A 19,321-nucleotide genomic window follows, 5' to 3' on the forward strand; every position below is an offset into this window, starting at 1 on the left:
GCTGAAATTGAATTATCTTATTAGTAATTTTCTATCATCATCATATTTTGACTTAGGAAATATGTACTAACTAATGTATGTACGGAAAATAATCAAATAGGGTTTGATTTGAATGATATTTATACAGAAAAACTTTTAAAATGGATATTTAAGAATTCTCTAAAACATTATTCGACAGTCATTTCAAAATTCATTAAATTTGCAAACTTATAATTAAGCCACAGCCAATAGCTAAAAGCCAATTCAACTATGACTTCACAACAGATACGCCAGCAATTTCTTGATTATTTTAAAGAAAAAGGACACCAAATCGTGCCCTCTGCACCGATTGTTTTAAAAGACGATCCTACCTTGATGTTCTCGAATTCCGGAATGACGCAATTCAAAGACTACTTCTTGGGCTATAAAGTTCCATCAAATGTGAGAATTGCAGATACTCAAAAATGTTTGCGAGTTTCTGGAAAACATAACGATTTAGATGATGTTGGTCGTGATACCTATCATCACACCATGTTTGAAATGTTGGGAAACTGGTCATTTGGAGATTACTTTAAAAAAGAAGCGATTGATTTTGCCTGGGAATTACTGACTGAAGTTTATAAAATTCCGAAAGAAAATTTATACGTTACCATATTTGAAGGAGATGCGTCTGAAAATTTAGACCGTGATCAAGATGCCTATGATTTCTGGAAAACTCATATCAGTGAAGACAGAATCATCAACGGAAACAAGAAAGATAATTTTTGGGAAATGGGCGAAAGTGGCCCGTGTGGCCCTTGTTCTGAAATTCATATCGATATGAGAACAGCAGAAGAGAAAGCTGCGGTTTCTGGTTTAGATTTGGTGAATAACGATCATCCACAAGTGGTGGAAGTATGGAATTTGGTTTTCATGGAATTCAATAGAAAAGCGGACGGAAGTTTAGAAAAATTACCAAAGCAACACGTTGATACCGGAATGGGCTTTGAGCGTTTGTGCATGGCTTTACAAGGCAAAACTTCGAATTATGATACAGATGTTTTCACTCCTTTAATTGCTAAAGTAGAAGAGCTTTCAGGTCAAAAATATACCGGAATTTTAGAAGACGATAAAGATATTGCAATTCGCGTTGTGGTTGATCATATCCGTGCAGTTGCTTTTGCGATTGCTGATGGTCAATTACCTTCCAATGGTGGAGCTGGTTATGTGATCCGTCGTATTTTACGTCGTGGAATTTCTTATGCTTACCGATTTTTAGGAATGAAAGAAGCCTTCCTATTTGAATTGGTTGGTGTTTTAAAAAACGAAATGGGAAGCTTTTTCCCAGAGTTGGTGAAGCAAGAGAAATTAGTTACTGAAGTGATTAGAGAAGAAGAAAACTCTTTCCTGAAAACTATAGAACACGGTTTAAAGAGAATTGATTTAATTATTAATGATACCATTTCAAAAGGTCAGAAAACCCTTTCTGGAGTTGATGTTTTTGAACTGTATGACACTTACGGTTTTCCCGCAGATTTATCGAGAATTATTGCTGAAGAAAAACAATTGACGGTTGATGAGCAAGGTTTTGAAGAGGAAATGAACAAGCAAAAACAACGTTCAAAAAAATCATCTGCACAGAAAGTATACGATTGGGTTGTTTTAGAAGAGAAAACAGAGACATTTGTTGGATACGACCAAACTGAAACAGAAACTTATATCACGCGCTATAGAAAAATTGAAAATAAAGAAGGAGAGTTTTTTCAAATCGTTTTAGCGAAATCGCCATTCTATCCAGAAGGTGGTGGACAAGTTGGTGACAAAGGAATTTTAATTCCAAGTTATACGGAAGGTTTTGCTATTTCTAATCCAAGTATTTTTGATATTACAGATTGTTCGGAAGTGATAGAAGTTCTGGAAACGAGAAAAGAGAATAATCTGATTGTTTCTTTAATTAAAGAATTACCGAAAGATGCCGGTGCAGTTTTTTATGCGAAAGTAAATGAGTCCGAAAGAAAAAATACGCAAGCGAATCACTCGGTGACACATCTTTTACATGAAGCTTTGAGAGAAGTTTTAGGAAGCCATGTTGAGCAAAAAGGTTCTTTTGTTAGTCCTGACTATTTGCGATTTGATTTCTCCCATTTCTCTAAAATGAATGAAGAGGAATTGAAAATTGTAGAGGAAAAAGTAAATGCGAAAATTAAAGAAAATATTGCGCTTCAAGAGTTCCGTGAAATTCCAATTACTGAAGCGATGGAAAAAGGAGCAATGGCTCTTTTTGGTGAAAAATATGGCGACAAAGTGCGAATGATTCAGTTCGGTTCTTCCAAAGAATTGTGTGGTGGGACGCATGTGAGAAACACAGGTGAAATCGGACATTTCAAAATTCAGAATGAAAGTTCAACTGCTGCAGGAATCCGTAGAATTGAAGCGATCTCTGGAGATCAATCTGCTAAATATTATCGAAATTTAGAAATACAGTTAAAGGAAATTTCATCTTTATTAAAGTCCAAGGATTTAACCAAATCGGTTGAGAAATTAATCGAGGAAAATACTTCGTTAAAATCTGAAATAGAATCTTTGAAAAAAGCGAAAGCAAAATCAGAAACCGCAAATTGGATCAATGATTTTGTCGTAAGAGATGATAAAAAACTATTGGTTAAGAAAGTTTCTTTGGATGCCGGAAGTGTGAAAGATATCGTCTTTCAATTGAAAAAGGATGTTGAAAATTCCGTCATCATCATTATTTCTGATGCTGATGGAAAACCAATGATTACCGTTGGAGTTTCTGCAGATTTAGAATCAAAATACCACGCTGGAAATATCGTTAGAGATTTAGCGAAAGAAATCCAAGGCGGTGGCGGTGGAAATCCAGGATTCGCAACAGCTGGCGGAAAGAACTTGGCTGGAGTAGAAAATGCTTATCAAAAGGCACTGTCACTTTAAGACAAATATAAAAAAGTACTTTTAAATAGATCCCGAAATTAAATTTTCGGGATTTTTTTTATGAGATTCACAGAAAATTAAAACCAACTTAACTATTAATTTTAAATTCATATTTCAAGGTATTCTACTGAAATAATTAACTGAACCTTTCTTTTATTTTAATCTTGTATTAACATAGCAAATATAGATTTGCAGTTATAAAATTAATAAAATTATGATGAATCTTAGAAAGGTTATTTTCTTATTTTCAAGTTCGGTAATCGTTTTACAAAGTTGCGATACCGACATTCCAGTTGTTGAAACCATTAACGAAAAAATTAAAATTGAAAATTGGTCGAAAGAACCTGCATTTGTGAACGCGATGCCAGGTTTTGAGAATTTAGGGATTACGACTCTTATTTCAAGTTCTGATGTTCTATCAGGAACGCCGAATTTCGTTTTCGCTGGACAACCAGATGGAATGGGAATTATGAAAGATCCGCAATCCGATGGTTACTTAATGATTACCAATCATGAAATTTCAAAATCGGTTTCCAGAGTTTATTTAGATAAAACTTTTAAGCCTTTCAAAGGTGAATATATTGTGAATGGTCTCGGCGGAATGACGAGATTATGTTCAGCTTCTTTGGCAACACCTGCAGAACATGGATTCAGTATGTTTTTAACGGCTGGAGAATCTGGACAGGAAAGTATGGTTCACGCCATTAATCCATTGGGTTCAGCCTCAAATGCTTCTGATAAATCTAGAATAAAGCCCGCTTTAGGAAAAGCTTCTATGGAAAATGCGGTACCTCTTCCAAAAGATATCAGCAAGGGGAAAACTTATATCGTAATTGGTGAAGATCAGTCGTATGGATCAAGCCATCAGTCTGCTGGTCAATTGATTATGTATGTTGCAGATGCACAGGGTGATCTGGATAGCGGAAAACTGTATGCTTTAAAACAAACCAATAATGATTATACCGAAACTAACATTAAAAAAGGGAATAATTATGAGGTAGAATTTGTGGAAATTCCTGATGCCAAGAATCTTACTGGTGCGCAAATCAATCAGAAAAACATCGATAACAAAGCGATTCGGTTTTCAAGAGTGGAAGATGTGGATTATCGAAAAGGTGCAGGAAATGGGAATGAAATCTATTTTACAGCAACAGGTCAGTCATCAGATGGCGTAACTCCGACAGAAGGATTTACCATGTGGGGAAGGATTTACAAGTTAGTTCTCGATAAAAACAATATGTTGAAAGGAAAGTTGGAATTGGTAGCTGAAGGTGATTCTAATCCAGGAAAAAATTTAATTAATCCTGATAATATCTGTGTGACAGAAAACTATGTTTACATTCAGGAAGACGGTGATTCTTACTATAAAGATGCTGCACATGATTCTTATATCTGGCAGATGAACATCGCAACCAAACAGTACAAACCGTGGTTGAATATGAAACATAACAGGGGAGATGCAGCGTGGCAGACCGCTTACGATCAAACTGGATCTCTTAAGAAATTTGGCTCGTGGGAATTCGGTGCGATGGTCGATATATCCGATATTATTGGAATTCCGGATACGTTCGCGGTCAATATTCATTCGCACACTTGGCAAAAAGATGCTTTCAAAAATGCAGATGGCGGAGGTGTTAATACCAATAAAGAGGGTGGGCAGATCGTGATCATCAGAAATGTTCAGCGATAATTTATTAATTCTTTAAATATAAAAGTGTCAGCAGATTTTCTGCTGATACTTTTTAGTATTCTATGAAATTTACAAATACTTTCTTAACTGTCTTAGCATTGGCAGTATTTTCTTTCGCACTAGTGTTAAAAGCTTGTTACCCTAAAGTCGAGCAGCCGATCAGTGAGGATTTGGTTTCGGTGAAAAAAGAAATTCTCCAGATCAATAAAGATTTCAATAACCAAACGACCTCATTTTTGAGGCTGATGGAGACAGAAAATAATTCTGAAACGCTTCAAACTCATTTTTTAAGATTGCGGATCACTTATAAAAAAATGGAATGGGCGGTAGAATACTTTCTACCAAACTCGGCACGGTTTATTAATGGACCTGCAATTCCGGAGATTGAGGCAGCCGAAAATATGGTGATAGAACCGGAAGGATTACAAGTCTTGGAAGAGCTTGTTTACCCTTACGAACCAGAAAATAAAGCAGAAGTCATTCGTCAGCTCAAAAAGCTACTTAGTAATTCAGGAACTATAGAAACCCATTTTACAACGATTTCTATTGATAAAGCACAAGTCTTTGATGCTATTCGTCAGGAAGTTTTTCGAATAACTAGTTTGGGAATTAGCGGTTTTGATACGCCTGTCAGTGCCAGTCATCTCGAAGAAATGCCGGTAACCTTAGAAAGTATCGGAAAAATTCTGACGATGATTTCGAAAAATAAGGAGAATATTGCTTTAGAAAAGATCACGAAGAAATTAACAGCTGCTAAAATTTTTCTGAAAAAGAATCCAGATCCTCAAACTTTTAACTACGCTCAATTTCTACCCGAATATCTGAACCAAATTTCAGCCTTACTTTTAGATTTTAAATCTGCTGAAAAAATTAAAGATATTGGCGTGGTTAGAGCTTTAAAAAAGGATGCTTCCAGTTTTTTCGCTCTTGGTGCATTCGATGTCAACGCATTTGTACCTGGTGAGAAATATCAATTTTCAGCTGAGAAAGCAAGCTTAGGTAAGAAGCTATTTAATGATCCACAACTTTCCAAAAGCAATGACCGAAGTTGTGCTTCCTGTCATCACAGCGAAAAAGCATTTTCTGATGGCAAGGTGAAATCATTGTCGTTAGAAGGTGGCGAACTGTCAAGAAATACGCCCTCTTTGAGCTATTCTGCTTTTCAGCATGGACAGTTTTGGGATATGCGGCGGGAAGATCTGGAAAGTCAAACTGCGGATGTGATCACCAACAAAGATGAGATGCATGGAAATTTAAAAGATATCGCGGATAAAATTAATAAAAACACTAATTATGTCAAAGAATTTAATGTCGTTTTTGGCGGAGAGAATGTTGATGTTTGGCAAATTCAAAATGCTTTAGCCAGTTATATTCGTTCATTGCCTCAATTTAATTCAGATTTTGATGAGTTTATGCGGGGAAATCCTAAAGCAATTAGTGAAAAGCAAAAGGAAGGTTTCAACTTGTTTGTAGGAAAAGCTAAATGTGCTAGTTGCCATTTTATTCCACTATTTAATGGGACCGTTCCACCTGATTTCAGTAAAACAGAACAGGAGATTTTGGGGATTGCCGCCAATTTTCATAATAAAGAGTTAGATAATGATAAAGGAAAGGGGAAATTCAGTTCTCAGATTGCATTTCTTCAAAATTCCTTTAAAACACCAACCATAAGAAATATTGAAAAAACAGCACCTTACATGCATAACGGCGGTTATCAAACTTTAGAACAGGTAATGGAATTCTATAATAAAGGGGGTGGGAAAGGTTTTGGTTTTAAAGTAGAAAATCAAACACTTTCAGAAAACGAACTGAAATTAACATACAAAGAAACTGCAAGTATTATCGATTTTATGCGAAGTTTAAATGATCATTAATAATATTGAATTTCATTGGTTTAATAATTAAATCAAAAATCCCGAAACTGTTAAGTTCCGGGATTTATATTAATAATGTATTATTTATTTTCTTCCGCCACCTCTTGCTACTAAAGCAATAATAACGATCAATACCAAAGCACCAATTACCCAGACTAAGGGATTACTCATCCAGTCGCCGCTCATCATTCCGCCACCATCTTTGTTTACGTCAACATCAACTTTTAAGTCTGGGGCTTTTTCCTGAGCTTTTACCAAAACTACTGCAAGGTTTGCTATCACTGCTAATGCAAAAATCTGAATCTTAGAAAATAAATTAGTACGTGTCATGATTTTAATTTTTAATGTTATTAAAATTAAAGGTTCTAAAATCGTACCAAAAGTTAAAATTAATTTAAAAGAGACGTAATAAAAAGATAAATTAAAGTTCAAATTCCATTAAATAATCATCCATTACATAACCATTTCCGATATCAAAAATATCTTCCTTAAAAACTTTAAATCCTTGTGATTCGTACATTTCTTTTGCTGGATTATTTTTATTGACGTTTAAAATGATTCGGTGATCACTAGTTTCTACGACCTTTTCTTTTAAAAAAATCAGCGCTTTTTTGCCGAGCCCTTTTCCTTTAAATTCTTCTAAAAGATAAATACGATGCAGTTTGGTAGTGGCACTTTCATAATTAAATTCGAAACCGATAAATCCTGCAGTATTATCATCATTTAAAATTAAATAATAATGATAATTTGGGTTTTGAAGTTGGTTTGAGATTTCTGAGTGCGAATACATTTCAGCCAACATATACTCGATCTGAGCTTGTGATAAAATAGCTGCATAAGCTGAATTCCAGGACTTTTCTGCCAATTGTCGAAGAAGTGGAATGTCATTTTCGGTTGCTTTTTTAAACGCAATCATCAGTAGTAGTATTAAATTTTAACTCAATTCAAATAAGGTGATTTCAGGATCAATGCCGACTCTTCCTGGATAACCAATCACGCCGAAACCTCTATTCACGTAAAGATATTTACCCGCACTTTCATATAAATCTGCCCATTTTTTATAACGGTACTGAACTGGTGACCAACGAACATTTTTCAAATCAAGACCAAACTGCATTCCGTGGGTGTGTCCGGAAAGAGTGAGCTGAACATTGGAAGGGTGATTTTTCACAACATAATCAAAGTGTGTTGGGTCATGACTCATCAATATTTTCGCAGCTTCTGGCGGAACTCCTGCAGAGGCTTTATCTAAATCTCCATATTGTGGGAAAGGTTTTTCGCCCCAATTTTCTACACCCAAAATATAGAATTTTTCTCCATTTTTTTCGATGATTCTGCACTCATTTCGTAAAAGCTCAAACCCAGCTTGTTTTTGCAAAGCAGTTAATTGAGGAATGTTTTGAGCTTTTTCTGTCGCTGATTTCCACTCGCCATAATCTCCATAATCGTGGTTACCCAAAATAGAAAACTTACCATCTTTGGACCGGATGGATGAAAATAATGGAACAAAAGGTTCAAATTCAGCTGCATAATTATTGACCATATCGCCGGTGAATAAAATTAAATCTGCATTTTGTTCATTAATCATGTCAATTGCTTTTTGCAATTTCTCCGGATGAAAAAAACTTCCTGCGTGTACGTCGGAGATTTGAATGATCTTGTAACCTTTAAAACTTGCGGGTAAACCTTTAATTTTAAGTTTTACTTTTCGAACAGTGTGTCTGTATTTTCCAAAGATAATCCCATCTAAAAATAATCCAGAAAGCAATGCTGCCGTACCTAAGCCCATAATACTTAAGAATTTTCTTCGGTCAGGCAGATGATGATCAGACGTTCCCAAATACTGAAAAGCAAATCGAATAACACGGGTGAAATCTTCAATTAATAAAAAGAAGGTCACAAAAAGTTTTGGCAATATAAATACTAAAAATATACCAGCTACAAGTTGCACGCGGTGATGATCTCTATCTGTTTTTTTAAAGTTTAGAACTTCATAGATGAAAAATAAATAGAGCAGTACCGTTATCGCCCAATAAGCAGTGCGCAAATAGGAATTATTTGTTATGGTTTTAAATGCTTGGTATACATAGAATTCCAAAGCGAAGAGGATTCCTGTAACCATCAGAATTGTTTTCTGCATATTGTTGATTCAAATAAAAAAGCACAAAAACAAATTTTGTGCTTTTTTCTATTTTTAAATTAAATTTTTAAGGGAATCGATAAACGATTGCATTAATATTCATTCCTGCTCCTACGGAAGCAAAAACGATATTTCCTTTTTCTTTGAAAGATTGATTCTCCAACTCTCCTTTTTTGATCAAGTCAAACATTGTTGGAATAGTTGCTACGGAAGAATTTCCTAATTGTTGAATGGTCATAGGAGCAACTGCGTGATCATAAGTTTTCTTACCGTAAAGTTTAAACAACCGGGAAATCATTGCGTAATCCATTTTTGCGTTTGCCTGATGAATCAAGATTTTATCAATATCATCAATGGACAAGTTGGCTTTATCGATTGTTTCTTTAATTGCGTCTGGAACGTACTTCAATGCGTATTCATAAATTTTACGACCGTGCATTCTGATGTATAAAGGTCTACGGTCTTCATCTTTTTTTAATGAAGGCGAATTCTCCAGGAAATTTAATTCTGCATGGTTGTCGCAAATAGTAGAATCAGCGATGATCCCTACATTCTCCTCATCTGTAGCTTTTACAATAACAGCTCCTGCACCATCTGCAAAAATCATTTTATTCCGGTCAAATTCATCGGTCACTCTACTAAGAGTTTCAGAACCAACAACTAATATCAGTTTTGCTTTCTTGGCTTTAATTAAGGTATCAGCTAAAATCATTCCTTCAACCCATCCTGGACAACCGAAGATCATATCATAATTGACAGTCCTTCTGTTCTTGATTCCCAGTTTGTTTTTAACGCGGGCAGACATAGAAGGCATAAAATTGGTCATACCGTCATGATTAACTTCGCCAAAATTACTTGCGTAGATAATATAATCCAAATCTTCCTGATCGATCTTTGCATCCGCAATCGCCTTTTCAGCAGCCCGGAAACCCAAATCAGAATTATATTCGTTGTCTTCCAGATAACGCCGATTTTCAATCTCGGTAATTTCTATAAATTTCTGAATGATTTCTTCGTTAGGCTTGTCGATTCTGTCACCTTCATCAGTATAAAAAACAGAATCCATGAAATAATCTTTACCTATCACCTTTGTAGGAATGCAACTTCCTGAACCTATTATGATTGTGTTGGGCATATATTTTTAGTGAAAAATTTACGGCAAAGTTAAGAATTAAAATTGTACCGTGACAGAACAAAATTATTATTAAATTTGCAAAAAGTTTTACACTATAAAAATCTTTATGAAAATTAGCTCTTCTACCAAAGGTTTGCTCATCTCTATCTTTACCGTAATTTTTGCTTTCGGGATTTACTTTTTGTTATTGGCGAAGAGAAACTATTATCTTGTCGATAATCCTACCGAAAATACTTTTTATTTCAAAATTAATAATGGGGACGAAAACATTATTACTGCCGGACAGAATGTAAAAGTGGATTTGAAAAAGGGCGTTAATAAAATTAAAGTCTTTGATGCACAGAAGAAACCGTTGTATGATTCCGCATTTGAGGTAAAAAAAGTGAGAGGCCTTTTAAATATTGCACATCAGGACTATTATGTTAATGAGCAGTTTTATGGCTATGGTGTTAATAAAGATTCCTTGATTGCCACAAGAAGCCAAACCAATATCGACGGTAAGTTGTATGTAAATGCGCCCGTTCGTTTTGATAAGTTATATACAGACGATTTTTATTATAACATCGATGAGGATTATGATAAGGTTGTTAAAAATGTACAGAAAGTAGAATCAAGAACGAAGATTTTTCGAAAGTTTGATTTTTTAAACTATTACAAAGAATATTACCAATTTAATAAGTAAATTTTGAAACAAGTTACTCCCTATAATACTGAAGCAGGCAAGAAAAAAGAAGTCGAAGATATGTTCGATAATATTGCTCCCAAATACGATTTACTGAACCATGTTCTTTCAATGAAAATTGATGTTTTATGGAGAAATACTTTGGTAAAGTGGATGAATGCTGATCAACCTAAAGAAGTATTGGATGTAGCGACCGGTACAGGTGACTTAGCCATCGCGGTGCAAAAAGGTACAGGTGCTAAAATAGTAGGATTAGATCTATCTCAACAAATGTTGAATGTGGGGATTGAAAAAATGAAGAAACTCAATTTGAGCGACCAGATTGAAATGATCAAAGGCGATGCAGAAAATCTTCCCTTTGAAAGCAATAAATTCGATGCTGTTTCCGTTGCATTTGGAGTACGGAATTTTGAGAATTTTGAAGTAGGTCTTGCCGAGCTGAAAAGAGTAGTTAAGCAGGAAAGTAGTGTATATATCCTGGAGTTTTCGAAAGTCGAAGGATTTTTAGCTCCTTTCTATATGTTCTACTTTAGAAATATTTTACCTCAGATTGGTAAATTAATTTCTAAAGATAATAGAGCTTATACTTATCTTCCCGATTCTGTGAATGCTTTTCCGTTTGGAGAAAAAATGAAAAATATTTTACTCAATGTCGGATTTAGAAAAGTAGAGTATAAAAAACTAAGTTTAGGTATTGCAACTATTTATAAGGCAACCAAATAATATGGCGAAAACCTCTTTTAAAATTAATATCATTGCCGCATTTTTAATATGCAGCTTTGCGAACGCTCAATTGTTTAGAACGAGAGATCGTGCAGACAATAGGGAAGAAGATGATGTTCGTCAATTTAGCTATGGTTTCTATCTAGTCGCTAATAATTTTGACTATAAATTAGTGCTGGATCCGAAATTTGGAATGAATGGTCAAAAAAATCTCGTAACCCCCAAATCTTCTTATGGTTTCGGTGCAGGTTTAATTGGACGATTAAGATTAAATGAAAATTTTGATCTAAGATTAGAACCGGCATTACAGTTTGTTGAGCGGGAACTGTACTTTAATACACAATCTAACGATCGGTTCGCCGGTGGAACACCAGCCAATCAGCCTTTTGTTCCGAGAGTTTTAACAGATGCAGACAAATTAAGAACCGTGAAATCTACGTATGTTGATATTCCGTTATTGTTGGAAATGCACGGCGAAAGGTGGTATAATTCCAGACCATATGCGGCAGCCGGGGTAAATTGGATGATGAATCTACAATCAAACAGTAAATCAGAAGAAGATAACCAGCAAGGAATCTTTAGGTCAACCGCGAGTAATTTCGCCTGGACTGCAGAAATAGGAATTCAGTTCTATTTCACAAGGTTTAAATTGACGCCAGGTTTTAGAGGAACCTTCATGACAAATAATGAATTAGTTGCAGATGATGCGACCACACCACCGTATTGGACATCGGCAATGTCTGGTATAAAAACAAGGGCATTTATGTTCGTTTTGAAATTTGAATAATGGGATTGTCTCCCAGTTTGTAGATATAAAAGAGAAGGTTCTGTTGCTTTCTCTTTTTTAATGCTGTTTTTTATCAAAATACTCCGCAATAATCGCCATATCAAATTAATTTTTTATATTTTTGCTCAAGAGTTAGAATAAATTAACCTGAGGAATGCTCAAAGAATTAGAACAAAATTTTTCGATTTTAGAAAAAAAGGTTTTGGCAGTTAGTAAAAATTATCAAAATCTTACCGAAGAATTTAAAGAATTGAGTAATGAACACCAAGAATTGAAGGAGAAATACGACGAGGAAAGGAAGAAAAATCAGGTATTAGCAGAAGAACAGAAAAATATAAAACTTTATTCAGCATTATCAGGGAATCCCGATCATAACCGATTGATGAAAAACCATATCAACCGATTGATAAAAGAAGTGGATTACTGTATTGCAGAGCTTCAAAATAACGGTTTATAATGGATATAAGAAGAATTACGATTTCCATTGCCGGCAGAAATTACCCTTTAAATGTTCCCTCTGCAGAAGAGGAAACTTTACGAAAAGTAGGGAAACAAATTGACGCGATGATTAAGGATTTTGAACAGAATTTTGACGTTAGAGACAAGCAGGATGCTTTGGCAATGTGCGCCTTAAAATTAGGAACCAATGCAGAAGTAGCCCAAATCAGTAACGAAAAAAATATTATAGCTTCTACAGAACGATTGAGTAACATTAATCAAATTTTAGAAGATTTGGAAAAGTAGATTTTTCTTTTCCATAAAACAACTGCCTACAATAGTTCTAACACATTACAGGTAAACTCAACGCTATACAATTGCCGAACGAAAGTTTATTTAATGGCGCGCCGACTTGCTCGGATTACAGAAAATAAAAAACAGTTCAAATCGTGTTGATAAGGAGTTTACTCTATATCTTGAATTATTGTGGGCTTTTTTATGATTAAAAATGAAAGTAATCAGTTTATAAAAACGAAGAAAATCTTCATCTGATTCCTTTTGTATACCAATATTAACATTAAAACTAAACATATATGACAACAACTATCGCTGTTATTATCGGCATTGTTTGTCTGATAGCAGGAGCAATTTTAGGAATGGTTTTTTCTAAAAGCGGTCTTAACGCTAAGGCAAAATTCATCGTAGATGATGCGAAAAAAAATGCAGAGAATCTAATAGAGAAAGCGACAAATCAAGCAGAATCCATTAAGAAAGAAAAGCACTTGCAGGCCAAAGAGAAATTCATGGAATTGAAATCGCAGCACGATGCTGATATTCAGTCTAGAGATAAGAAAATGCAGGACGCTGAAAAAAGAGTAAAAGATAAAGAGCAAAAACTCAACGATGATCTTAGTAAGGCTGGGAAATTAGAAAAAGATCTGGACCGACAGATTGCTGATTACAGTAAGAAAAATGAGATCCTAGAAAGAAAGCAGCAGGAATTAGATTCTGTAACTGCGAAAAAAGTTGAAATTTTAGAAAGAATTTCGGGATATTCTGCAGAAGATGCCAAAAGTGAATTGGTAGAAGCTTTGAAAGCAGAAGCTAAAACAAAAGCGCAGGCCCACGTTCAGAATATTATGGCGGAAGCACAACTAAATGCGAAACAAGAAGCCAAAAAAATTGTTATTCAAACCATTCAAAGAATTGGAACGGAACAGGCGATTGAAAATTCAGTTTCTGTTTTCAATATTGAATCTGATGAAGTTAAAGGTAGAATTATTGGTAGAGAAGGTAGAAATATCCGTGCTCTTGAGGCTGCGACCGGTGTGGAGATCATCGTAGATGATACACCTGAGGCAATTTTATTATCATGTTTTGATCCGGTAAGAAGAGAGATCGCACGATTGTCACTTCACCGATTGGTAACCGATGGTAGAATTCACCCTGCCAGAATTGAAGAAGTAGTTGACAAAACGAAAAAACAAATCGAAGAGGAAATAATTGAAGTTGGTAAAAGAACAGTTATTGACTTAGGAGTGCACGGGCTTCACCCAGAATTAGTAAAAATAGTTGGGAGAATGAAATTCCGTTCTTCTTATGGACAGAATTTATTACAACACTCTCGAGAGGTTGCGAACATTGCAGCAACGATGGCAGCAGAATTGGGATTAAATGTGAAATTAGCGAAAAGAGCTGGCTTACTTCACGATATTGGAAAAGTTCCCGAGCAGGAATCAGAATTGCCACACGCGCTTTTAGGAATGCAATGGGCTGAGAAATACGGTGAGAATCCAGAGGTAGTGAACGCAATTGGAGCTCACCACGATGAGGTAGAAATGACTTCCCTGTTGTCACCAATCATTCAGGTTGCTGATGCTATTTCAGGAGCGAGACCGGGTGCAAGAAGACAGGTGCTAGAATCTTATATCCAAAGATTAAAAGACCTTGAATCTGCAGCTTTAAGTTTCGATGGGGTGTCAAGCGCTTATGCGATCCAGGCAGGTAGAGAACTACGTGTAATGGTGGAAAGTGGAAAGATCAACGATGATCAATCGGCACAACTTTCTTATGACATCTCAGAGAAGATTCAGAATGAATTGACCTATCCAGGTCAGGTTCGAGTGACGGTAATCCGTGAGACAAGATCCGTGAATATCGCGAGATAAGAAAACAAAAATTATTGATATAGAAACTCCTTTCAGAAATGAAAGGAGTTTTTTGTGGTTTTAGTACAACTATCTCTTCTATTGTGAACGCTGTTTTTTAACGCTTCGAGTATTAAAGGGTTTAATTATAAATTTGTGTTAAGCTTCTATTCTATTTTTAGATTAACCATATAAATTTTGCTCAGTCCGTTAGCATTTTCCTGAATATAATTTTTTAAATCTGAAATATTTTTAAATTTTCTTGACGGTAAATTTTGTCTTTTACTGGTAAAATATAAGATTTGGTTCTCCTCATCATAAAAAGGGCAGTATTCCATATATTTTGTATTAATGGGAACGCCTAAGTTGGTCGCTTTCTCCCAATCTCCATTTGTATTTCTTTTCGAGATATAAAGATCGCCGCTTCCTTGCCCGCCTTCTTCATTATACTTCGTAAATATTATGAAATCTTCTTTCTTAGAGATGAAGGCATTAAATTCGTAACCTTTACTATTGATATTTTCATTTAAAAGAACAGGTTTTAAATATGCTCCTTTTTCCCACTTCGAAAAGTAAATATCATCTTTTCCTACACCATTGGGAGAGTCCACTGTAAAATATAAATTATTGTTGTCGCTGACTGATGGATAAAATTCGTCCAGATGGGAATTGATGGGTTTGCCTATATTCTTAGGTCCAGACCAAACATCGTTTTTATTATTTCTTTCAACATACCAAATATCAAAATCCTTTTTTTGATCATTTATAGCATCTAAAGGTCGATCCGAAACAAAAAATAATCGAGTACCATCCCCCGATAGAAATGGCTCTAAATACATAAATGAATCGCAGAACGGTAATAATTCCGGTTCTGACCATTCATTATTTTCTTTTTTGATAAAAGCTAACTGCGATATTTCTGCATTTGGACTATGTATTGTAAAAAACGCTTCATCTCCATCTTTGGAAATAGAAAAATCTCTTACATTATGAAACTGACTAAGTTTTTTATTAAACGGAACGATAACATTCTGAGCTGATAATAAGCCGAAAATTATAGTCAATGAAACAATTAATATGCTTTTTAACATAATTAAATTAATTAGTATAAAGTAGCTTTAAATGGTTGTTTACTAATAAATTACATAAACGGTTTCATTTCATCCTCAATATTTTTCCGCAGATCCATTAATTTAATGGCGTATTTCTCCATCTGTTGATCTTGTTCAGTTTTAGCAATGAATTTAGGAACTTCTACCGAATTACCTTCATCGTCAACTGCTACAAAAACAATGATACAGTGCGTTTTCTTTTCGAAATCTTTTCTCTTAATATTTCGGGAAAAAACATTGATCGCAATATGCATGCTGGTCTTTCCGGTATAGATGACTTCTGCTTCTACTTTCACAATATGACCGATCTTAATGGGCGAATAAAATCGAATTCCACCCACATAAACCGTAACGCAGTAACTAGAACTCCATGAACTTGCACAAGCGTAACCGGCCTGATCGATCCATTTCATTACACTTCCTCCATGTACGTTTCCACCGTAATTCACATCACTGGGTTCAGAAATAAATTGAAAAACTGTTTTATTGGTCATTTTATTGATTTAAAATTTAAAAATAGTGATTTTTAATTCGGAATGGGGATTTAGCGTAAGTTTTCTCAATAAGTAAGTTATTATATAAGAAGATAGAAATTTCTTTTAGAGCCGGATTTTTCTATTTTTGCAGTTATGAAAAAAGTCTTCTATTTAAAAACTTGTGGAACCTGTACTAAAATATTAAATAAGTATGATCTTTCTGATTGGGAACTTCGGGAAATTAAAAGTTCGCCTTTAACAACAGAGGAGCTGGCACAAATGTTTCAGAAAACAAATTCTTACGAAGCGCTGTTCAGCAGGCGATCTACCCAAATAAAAGCCAGAAATATCAACCTGAAAACTTTGCGAGAAAATGATTATAAAGAATTGCTATTGGATCATTATTCTTTTTTGAAAAGACCGGTTTTTATTACCGATCAAGAGATTTTTATTGGCAATGAAAAAAACAATATCGACAATTTAGATACTTTTTTCGGACGGTAATGACTAAATTATTATTCGTATTCCTTTTATCAGTAAACCTCTCGGCACAAACAGTTTATAAAACTCCATCTGGGACGAAATATCATTTGTCCATTTGTAGAATGGTGAAGAATGCTTCTTCCTCCTTACCATTAGATAAGGCATTGCGTGAAGGATTGTCACCTTGCAAGATTTGTCGTCCACCGTTTCGTGAAACGGTGGGAATTATATCCAAGTCTAAGAAAACGCCCGGTGAAAACACTACAAATAGATGCCCTGCAACGATAAAGGAAGGATTGCGATGTAAAAGAAATACTAAAATTGGAAATAATTTTTGTTTCCAACATCTACCAAATTAAAAAAACCGGATATTTGCCGGTTTTGTTTTATTTCTTCTTTCTATTCTCCAGTAGATTATAAACTCCTATACTCACTATCGCTCCGAAAAGATAATAGCCCGTGGTCATCCATTTCTTCTGATCGGTATTTGTAGCTTTGTTATTTCCTAACAGCTGATCTGCTAAACCCATGGTCCCAGCAGCACCAAGAAGTCCCGTTCCTAATGTTTTGGTTATGATTTGGGAAGTGTTTGTAGAGGTTGCTAAAGTAGAAAATAAAAGTGCGTTTGATAATATATTTCCACCCATTGCGGCAGCATAAACCTGATCCTCGTCTGTATCGTTGATGTCGACCTTTTCCAAAGAGTCTTTTACTGCTTTTTCTCCAACTTGATCTAAGTTTGGTGCTCCTGAACAGTACTTCTTGAAAAGTTGATGTACTCCCGTTAATGCTAACGATCCTGCTAGTCCTGCGATGCTCCTGTTAATATATGACATGATTTAAATTTTTTAAGTGTGCGAAAAGAGTGCGAAAATAATGCCACACAAAAAAAGCAAGTGAAATTTCACTTGCTTTTGGATGATTTCAATTAAAGCTCTTAAACGAATGGCGTTTTTACAACTTTTGCAGGAATATTTTTATTTCTAATCTGAATAAAGATATCAGAACCTATTTTATTATGATCGGTTGCAACATAAGCCAGCCCGATTCCGATGTTTTTCATTGGACTCATTGTTCCGGATGTCACTTTTCCGATTTCATTTCCGTCAGCATCAACTACTAAATAGTCGTGTCTTGGGATTGCTCTTTCCTGCATTTCAAAGCCTACTAACTTCTTAGTGATCCCCTCTTCTTTCTCTTTTGCAAACCGTTCTTTATCTACGAAATCTTTATCGAATTTTGTGATCCATCCCAATCCAGCTTCTAAAGGTGAAGTAGTGTCATCAATATCATTTCCGTAAAGACAGAAACCTTTTTCCAGACGTAATGTATCTCTTGAAGCCAATCCACAAGGCATTAATCCGAATTCTTCACCAGCTTCTGTAATCGCGTCCCAAAGTTTTACAGCGTCTTCATTTTTAAAATAAATTTCGAATCCCCCACTACCTGTGTAACCAGTATTAGAAATAATCACATCAGAAACTCCAGCCACCGTTCCCACTGAGAAATGATAATATGGCACTTCTGAAAGATTTACTTCCGTTAATTTTTGTAATGTTTCTGTTGCCTGTGGACCTTGGATCGCCAATAGGGACATCTCATCTGAAGCATTAGTCAGTTTTGCACCAAATTTTTCGTTGTGTTTTGAAATATGATTCCAGTCTTTATCGATATTAGAAGCGTTAACTACAACAAAATACTTTTCATCCGACATTTTATAGACGATCAAATCATCTACAATTCCGCCGTTACCGTTTGGCAAACAAGTATATTGTGCTTTCCCGTTTTCTAAAGCGTCTACGTTATTGGTTCCTACAAATTGAAGTAAATCTTTTGCATGAGGACCTTCTACAAAAAATTGACCCATATGCGAAACATCAAACATTCCCACTTTTTCACGAACAGCAAAATGTTCTTGAGTGACTCCGGTATATTGCACCGGCATTTCAAATCCTGCAAAAGGAACCATTTTAGCGCCTAGCGACACATGTTTATCAAATAAAGGAGTTTTTTTCATATTATATTTTTATTAATTTATGTATTTTGGAGGAAGTCTATTTTAGCTTCTTTAGAAGTTCAGTGCTGCTGTCCGTTTATTTTTTTTACCATTGCTTTTGCATTTTAAAAAAAGGATGCCACTTCCATCGGGGCTACAGGTTCAGTCATTTTCTTTTTTGAAAGATTTAGAAATTTCTATGAACTTATATTTAAAGCCTCTCCTTGTATTCTCTCAGAATAATTTTAAACCACTCTGTAAAATGTTCAGGATTAGATTCCATCTCTTGATCCAATGATTCCATAGTAATATATCGGACTTCAGAAACTTCTTCTTCGTTCAAAACAAAGTCACCGTTATAACTTCCGGTGAATACATGATCCAATTCGTGTTCCCAAAGATTTCCACCAACATCCGCTTTGTAGATAAAATAAAACTTCGGAGACAATTCCATACCTTCAATTCCCAATTCTTCTTTTAGCCTTCGTTGTGCAGCTTCAAGATAAGTTTCATTCATTCTTGGGTGTGAACAAACTGCATTGGTCCATTGGTTCGGCGAATGGTATTTTTCCGCAGCTCTTTTCTGTAATAGAACTTCTCCTTTGTCATTAAACAAAAAAACAGAAAAAGCGCGGTGCAGTATTCCGTTTTCGTGAGCTTTAAGTTTGTCCATCAAACCAAGCACTTCATCATTTTCTGAGATTAAAACTACCTGTTCTTCCATAGTAGAC

The 19,321-nt window shown here is 35.1% G+C and carries 20 protein-coding genes; 11 read left to right on the top strand and 9 right to left on the bottom strand.

The window, feature by feature from the left end; genetic code table 11:
* Positions 1-249: 249 nt before the first annotated feature.
* From alaS to FNJ88_RS11400, 3 genes are all read left to right on the top strand, one after another.
* Complete coding sequence (gene alaS, locus FNJ88_RS11390; RefSeq protein WP_143853238.1) at positions 250-2,907, top strand: alanine--tRNA ligase; 2,658 nt, start codon at positions 250-252, stop codon at positions 2,905-2,907.
* Positions 2,908-3,124: 217 nt separating this feature from the next.
* Positions 3,125-4,597: an alkaline phosphatase PhoX gene (locus tag FNJ88_RS11395; protein ID WP_228414622.1), complete on the top strand. Its 1,473-nt coding sequence runs from the start codon at positions 3,125-3,127 to the stop codon at positions 4,595-4,597.
* A 62-nt stretch (positions 4,598-4,659) separates the two neighbouring features.
* The gene (locus tag FNJ88_RS11400; RefSeq protein ID WP_143853239.1) at positions 4,660-6,471 is read left to right on the top strand and encodes a cytochrome-c peroxidase; all 1,812 of its coding nucleotides are present in this window, start codon (positions 4,660-4,662) and stop codon (positions 6,469-6,471) included.
* Between the two features lie 84 nt (positions 6,472-6,555).
* On the opposite strand, the gene FNJ88_RS11405 is transcribed toward FNJ88_RS11400, so the two are convergent.
* The 4 genes from FNJ88_RS11405 to FNJ88_RS11420 form a co-directional block, all read right to left on the bottom strand.
* On the bottom strand, positions 6,556-6,801 hold the full coding sequence (locus tag FNJ88_RS11405) for a hypothetical protein (RefSeq protein ID WP_143853240.1): 246 nt from the start codon (positions 6,799-6,801) through the stop codon (positions 6,556-6,558).
* Positions 6,802-6,892: 91 nt separating this feature from the next.
* A complete protein-coding gene (locus FNJ88_RS11410) occupies positions 6,893-7,387 on the bottom strand; it encodes a GNAT family N-acetyltransferase (RefSeq protein WP_143853241.1) in 495 nt (164 codons plus the stop codon).
* 18 nt (positions 7,388-7,405) lie between these two features.
* A complete protein-coding gene (locus FNJ88_RS11415) occupies positions 7,406-8,611 on the bottom strand; it encodes a metallophosphoesterase (protein ID WP_143853242.1) in 1,206 nt (401 codons plus the stop codon).
* A 67-nt stretch (positions 8,612-8,678) separates the two neighbouring features.
* Complete coding sequence (locus FNJ88_RS11420) at positions 8,679-9,746, bottom strand: 3-oxoacyl-ACP synthase III family protein (protein WP_143853243.1); 1,068 nt, start codon at positions 9,744-9,746, stop codon at positions 8,679-8,681.
* A 106-nt stretch (positions 9,747-9,852) separates the two neighbouring features.
* Between FNJ88_RS11420 and FNJ88_RS11425 the strand changes: the two genes are divergently transcribed.
* From FNJ88_RS11425 to rny, 6 genes are all read left to right on the top strand, one after another.
* Entirely contained in the window at positions 9,853-10,428 is a 576-nt protein-coding gene (locus FNJ88_RS11425) for a hypothetical protein (RefSeq protein WP_143853244.1), read from the top strand.
* 60 nt (positions 10,429-10,488) lie between these two features.
* Positions 10,489-11,151 (top strand): bifunctional demethylmenaquinone methyltransferase/2-methoxy-6-polyprenyl-1,4-benzoquinol methylase UbiE, encoded by a 663-nt coding sequence (ubiE, locus tag FNJ88_RS11430; RefSeq protein WP_410495270.1) that lies wholly within the window; start codon positions 10,489-10,491, stop codon positions 11,149-11,151.
* 1 nt (position 11,152) lies between these two features.
* Entirely contained in the window at positions 11,153-11,938 is a 786-nt protein-coding gene (locus FNJ88_RS11435) for a porin family protein (protein WP_143853246.1), read from the top strand.
* Between the two features lie 154 nt (positions 11,939-12,092).
* Positions 12,093-12,395 carry a hypothetical protein gene (locus FNJ88_RS11440; protein ID WP_143853247.1) on the top strand — a complete coding sequence of 101 codons (303 nt, stop codon included), beginning with the start codon at positions 12,093-12,095 and terminating at the stop codon, positions 12,393-12,395.
* Entirely contained in the window at positions 12,395-12,682 is a 288-nt protein-coding gene (locus tag FNJ88_RS11445; protein WP_143853248.1) for a cell division protein ZapA, read from the top strand. The genes FNJ88_RS11440 and FNJ88_RS11445 overlap by 1 nt, the downstream gene beginning before the upstream one ends.
* 287 nt (positions 12,683-12,969) lie before the next feature.
* The gene (rny, locus tag FNJ88_RS11450) at positions 12,970-14,544 is read left to right on the top strand and encodes a ribonuclease Y (protein ID WP_143853249.1); all 1,575 of its coding nucleotides are present in this window, start codon (positions 12,970-12,972) and stop codon (positions 14,542-14,544) included.
* A 146-nt stretch (positions 14,545-14,690) separates the two neighbouring features.
* Here the strand turns inward: rny and FNJ88_RS11455 are convergent, their stop codons facing one another.
* Positions 14,691-15,614, bottom strand: coding sequence for a PD40 domain-containing protein (locus tag FNJ88_RS11455; RefSeq protein WP_143853250.1), 924 nt, complete (start codon positions 15,612-15,614; stop codon positions 14,691-14,693).
* 50 nt (positions 15,615-15,664) lie between these two features.
* Positions 15,665-16,129 (bottom strand): acyl-CoA thioesterase, encoded by a 465-nt coding sequence (locus FNJ88_RS11460; RefSeq protein WP_143853251.1) that lies wholly within the window; start codon positions 16,127-16,129, stop codon positions 15,665-15,667.
* A gap of 135 nt (positions 16,130-16,264) precedes the next feature.
* Between FNJ88_RS11460 and FNJ88_RS11465 the strand changes: the two genes are divergently transcribed.
* Positions 16,265-16,615 (top strand): arsenate reductase family protein, encoded by a 351-nt coding sequence (locus tag FNJ88_RS11465; RefSeq protein ID WP_143853252.1) that lies wholly within the window; start codon positions 16,265-16,267, stop codon positions 16,613-16,615.
* A complete protein-coding gene (locus tag FNJ88_RS11470) occupies positions 16,615-16,953 on the top strand; it encodes a hypothetical protein (RefSeq protein ID WP_143853253.1) in 339 nt (112 codons plus the stop codon). Before FNJ88_RS11465 ends, FNJ88_RS11470 begins: the two co-directional genes overlap by 1 nt.
* A gap of 27 nt (positions 16,954-16,980) precedes the next feature.
* Here the strand turns inward: FNJ88_RS11470 and FNJ88_RS11475 are convergent, their stop codons facing one another.
* From FNJ88_RS11475 to idi, 3 genes are all read right to left on the bottom strand, one after another.
* Complete coding sequence (locus FNJ88_RS11475; protein WP_143853254.1) at positions 16,981-17,430, bottom strand: hypothetical protein; 450 nt, start codon at positions 17,428-17,430, stop codon at positions 16,981-16,983.
* Between the two features lie 101 nt (positions 17,431-17,531).
* A complete protein-coding gene (gene gcvT, locus FNJ88_RS11480; protein WP_143853255.1) occupies positions 17,532-18,611 on the bottom strand; it encodes a glycine cleavage system aminomethyltransferase GcvT in 1,080 nt (359 codons plus the stop codon).
* Positions 18,612-18,801: 190 nt separating this feature from the next.
* Positions 18,802-19,314, bottom strand: a complete 513-nt coding sequence (gene idi / locus FNJ88_RS11485; RefSeq protein WP_143853256.1) for an isopentenyl-diphosphate Delta-isomerase — start codon at positions 19,312-19,314, stop codon at positions 18,802-18,804.
* Between the last annotated feature and the right edge of the window lie 7 nt (positions 19,315-19,321).

This window comes from Chryseobacterium sp. SNU WT5 (assembly GCF_007362475.1).
Taxonomy (GTDB): Bacteria; Bacteroidota; Bacteroidia; order Flavobacteriales; family Weeksellaceae; genus Kaistella.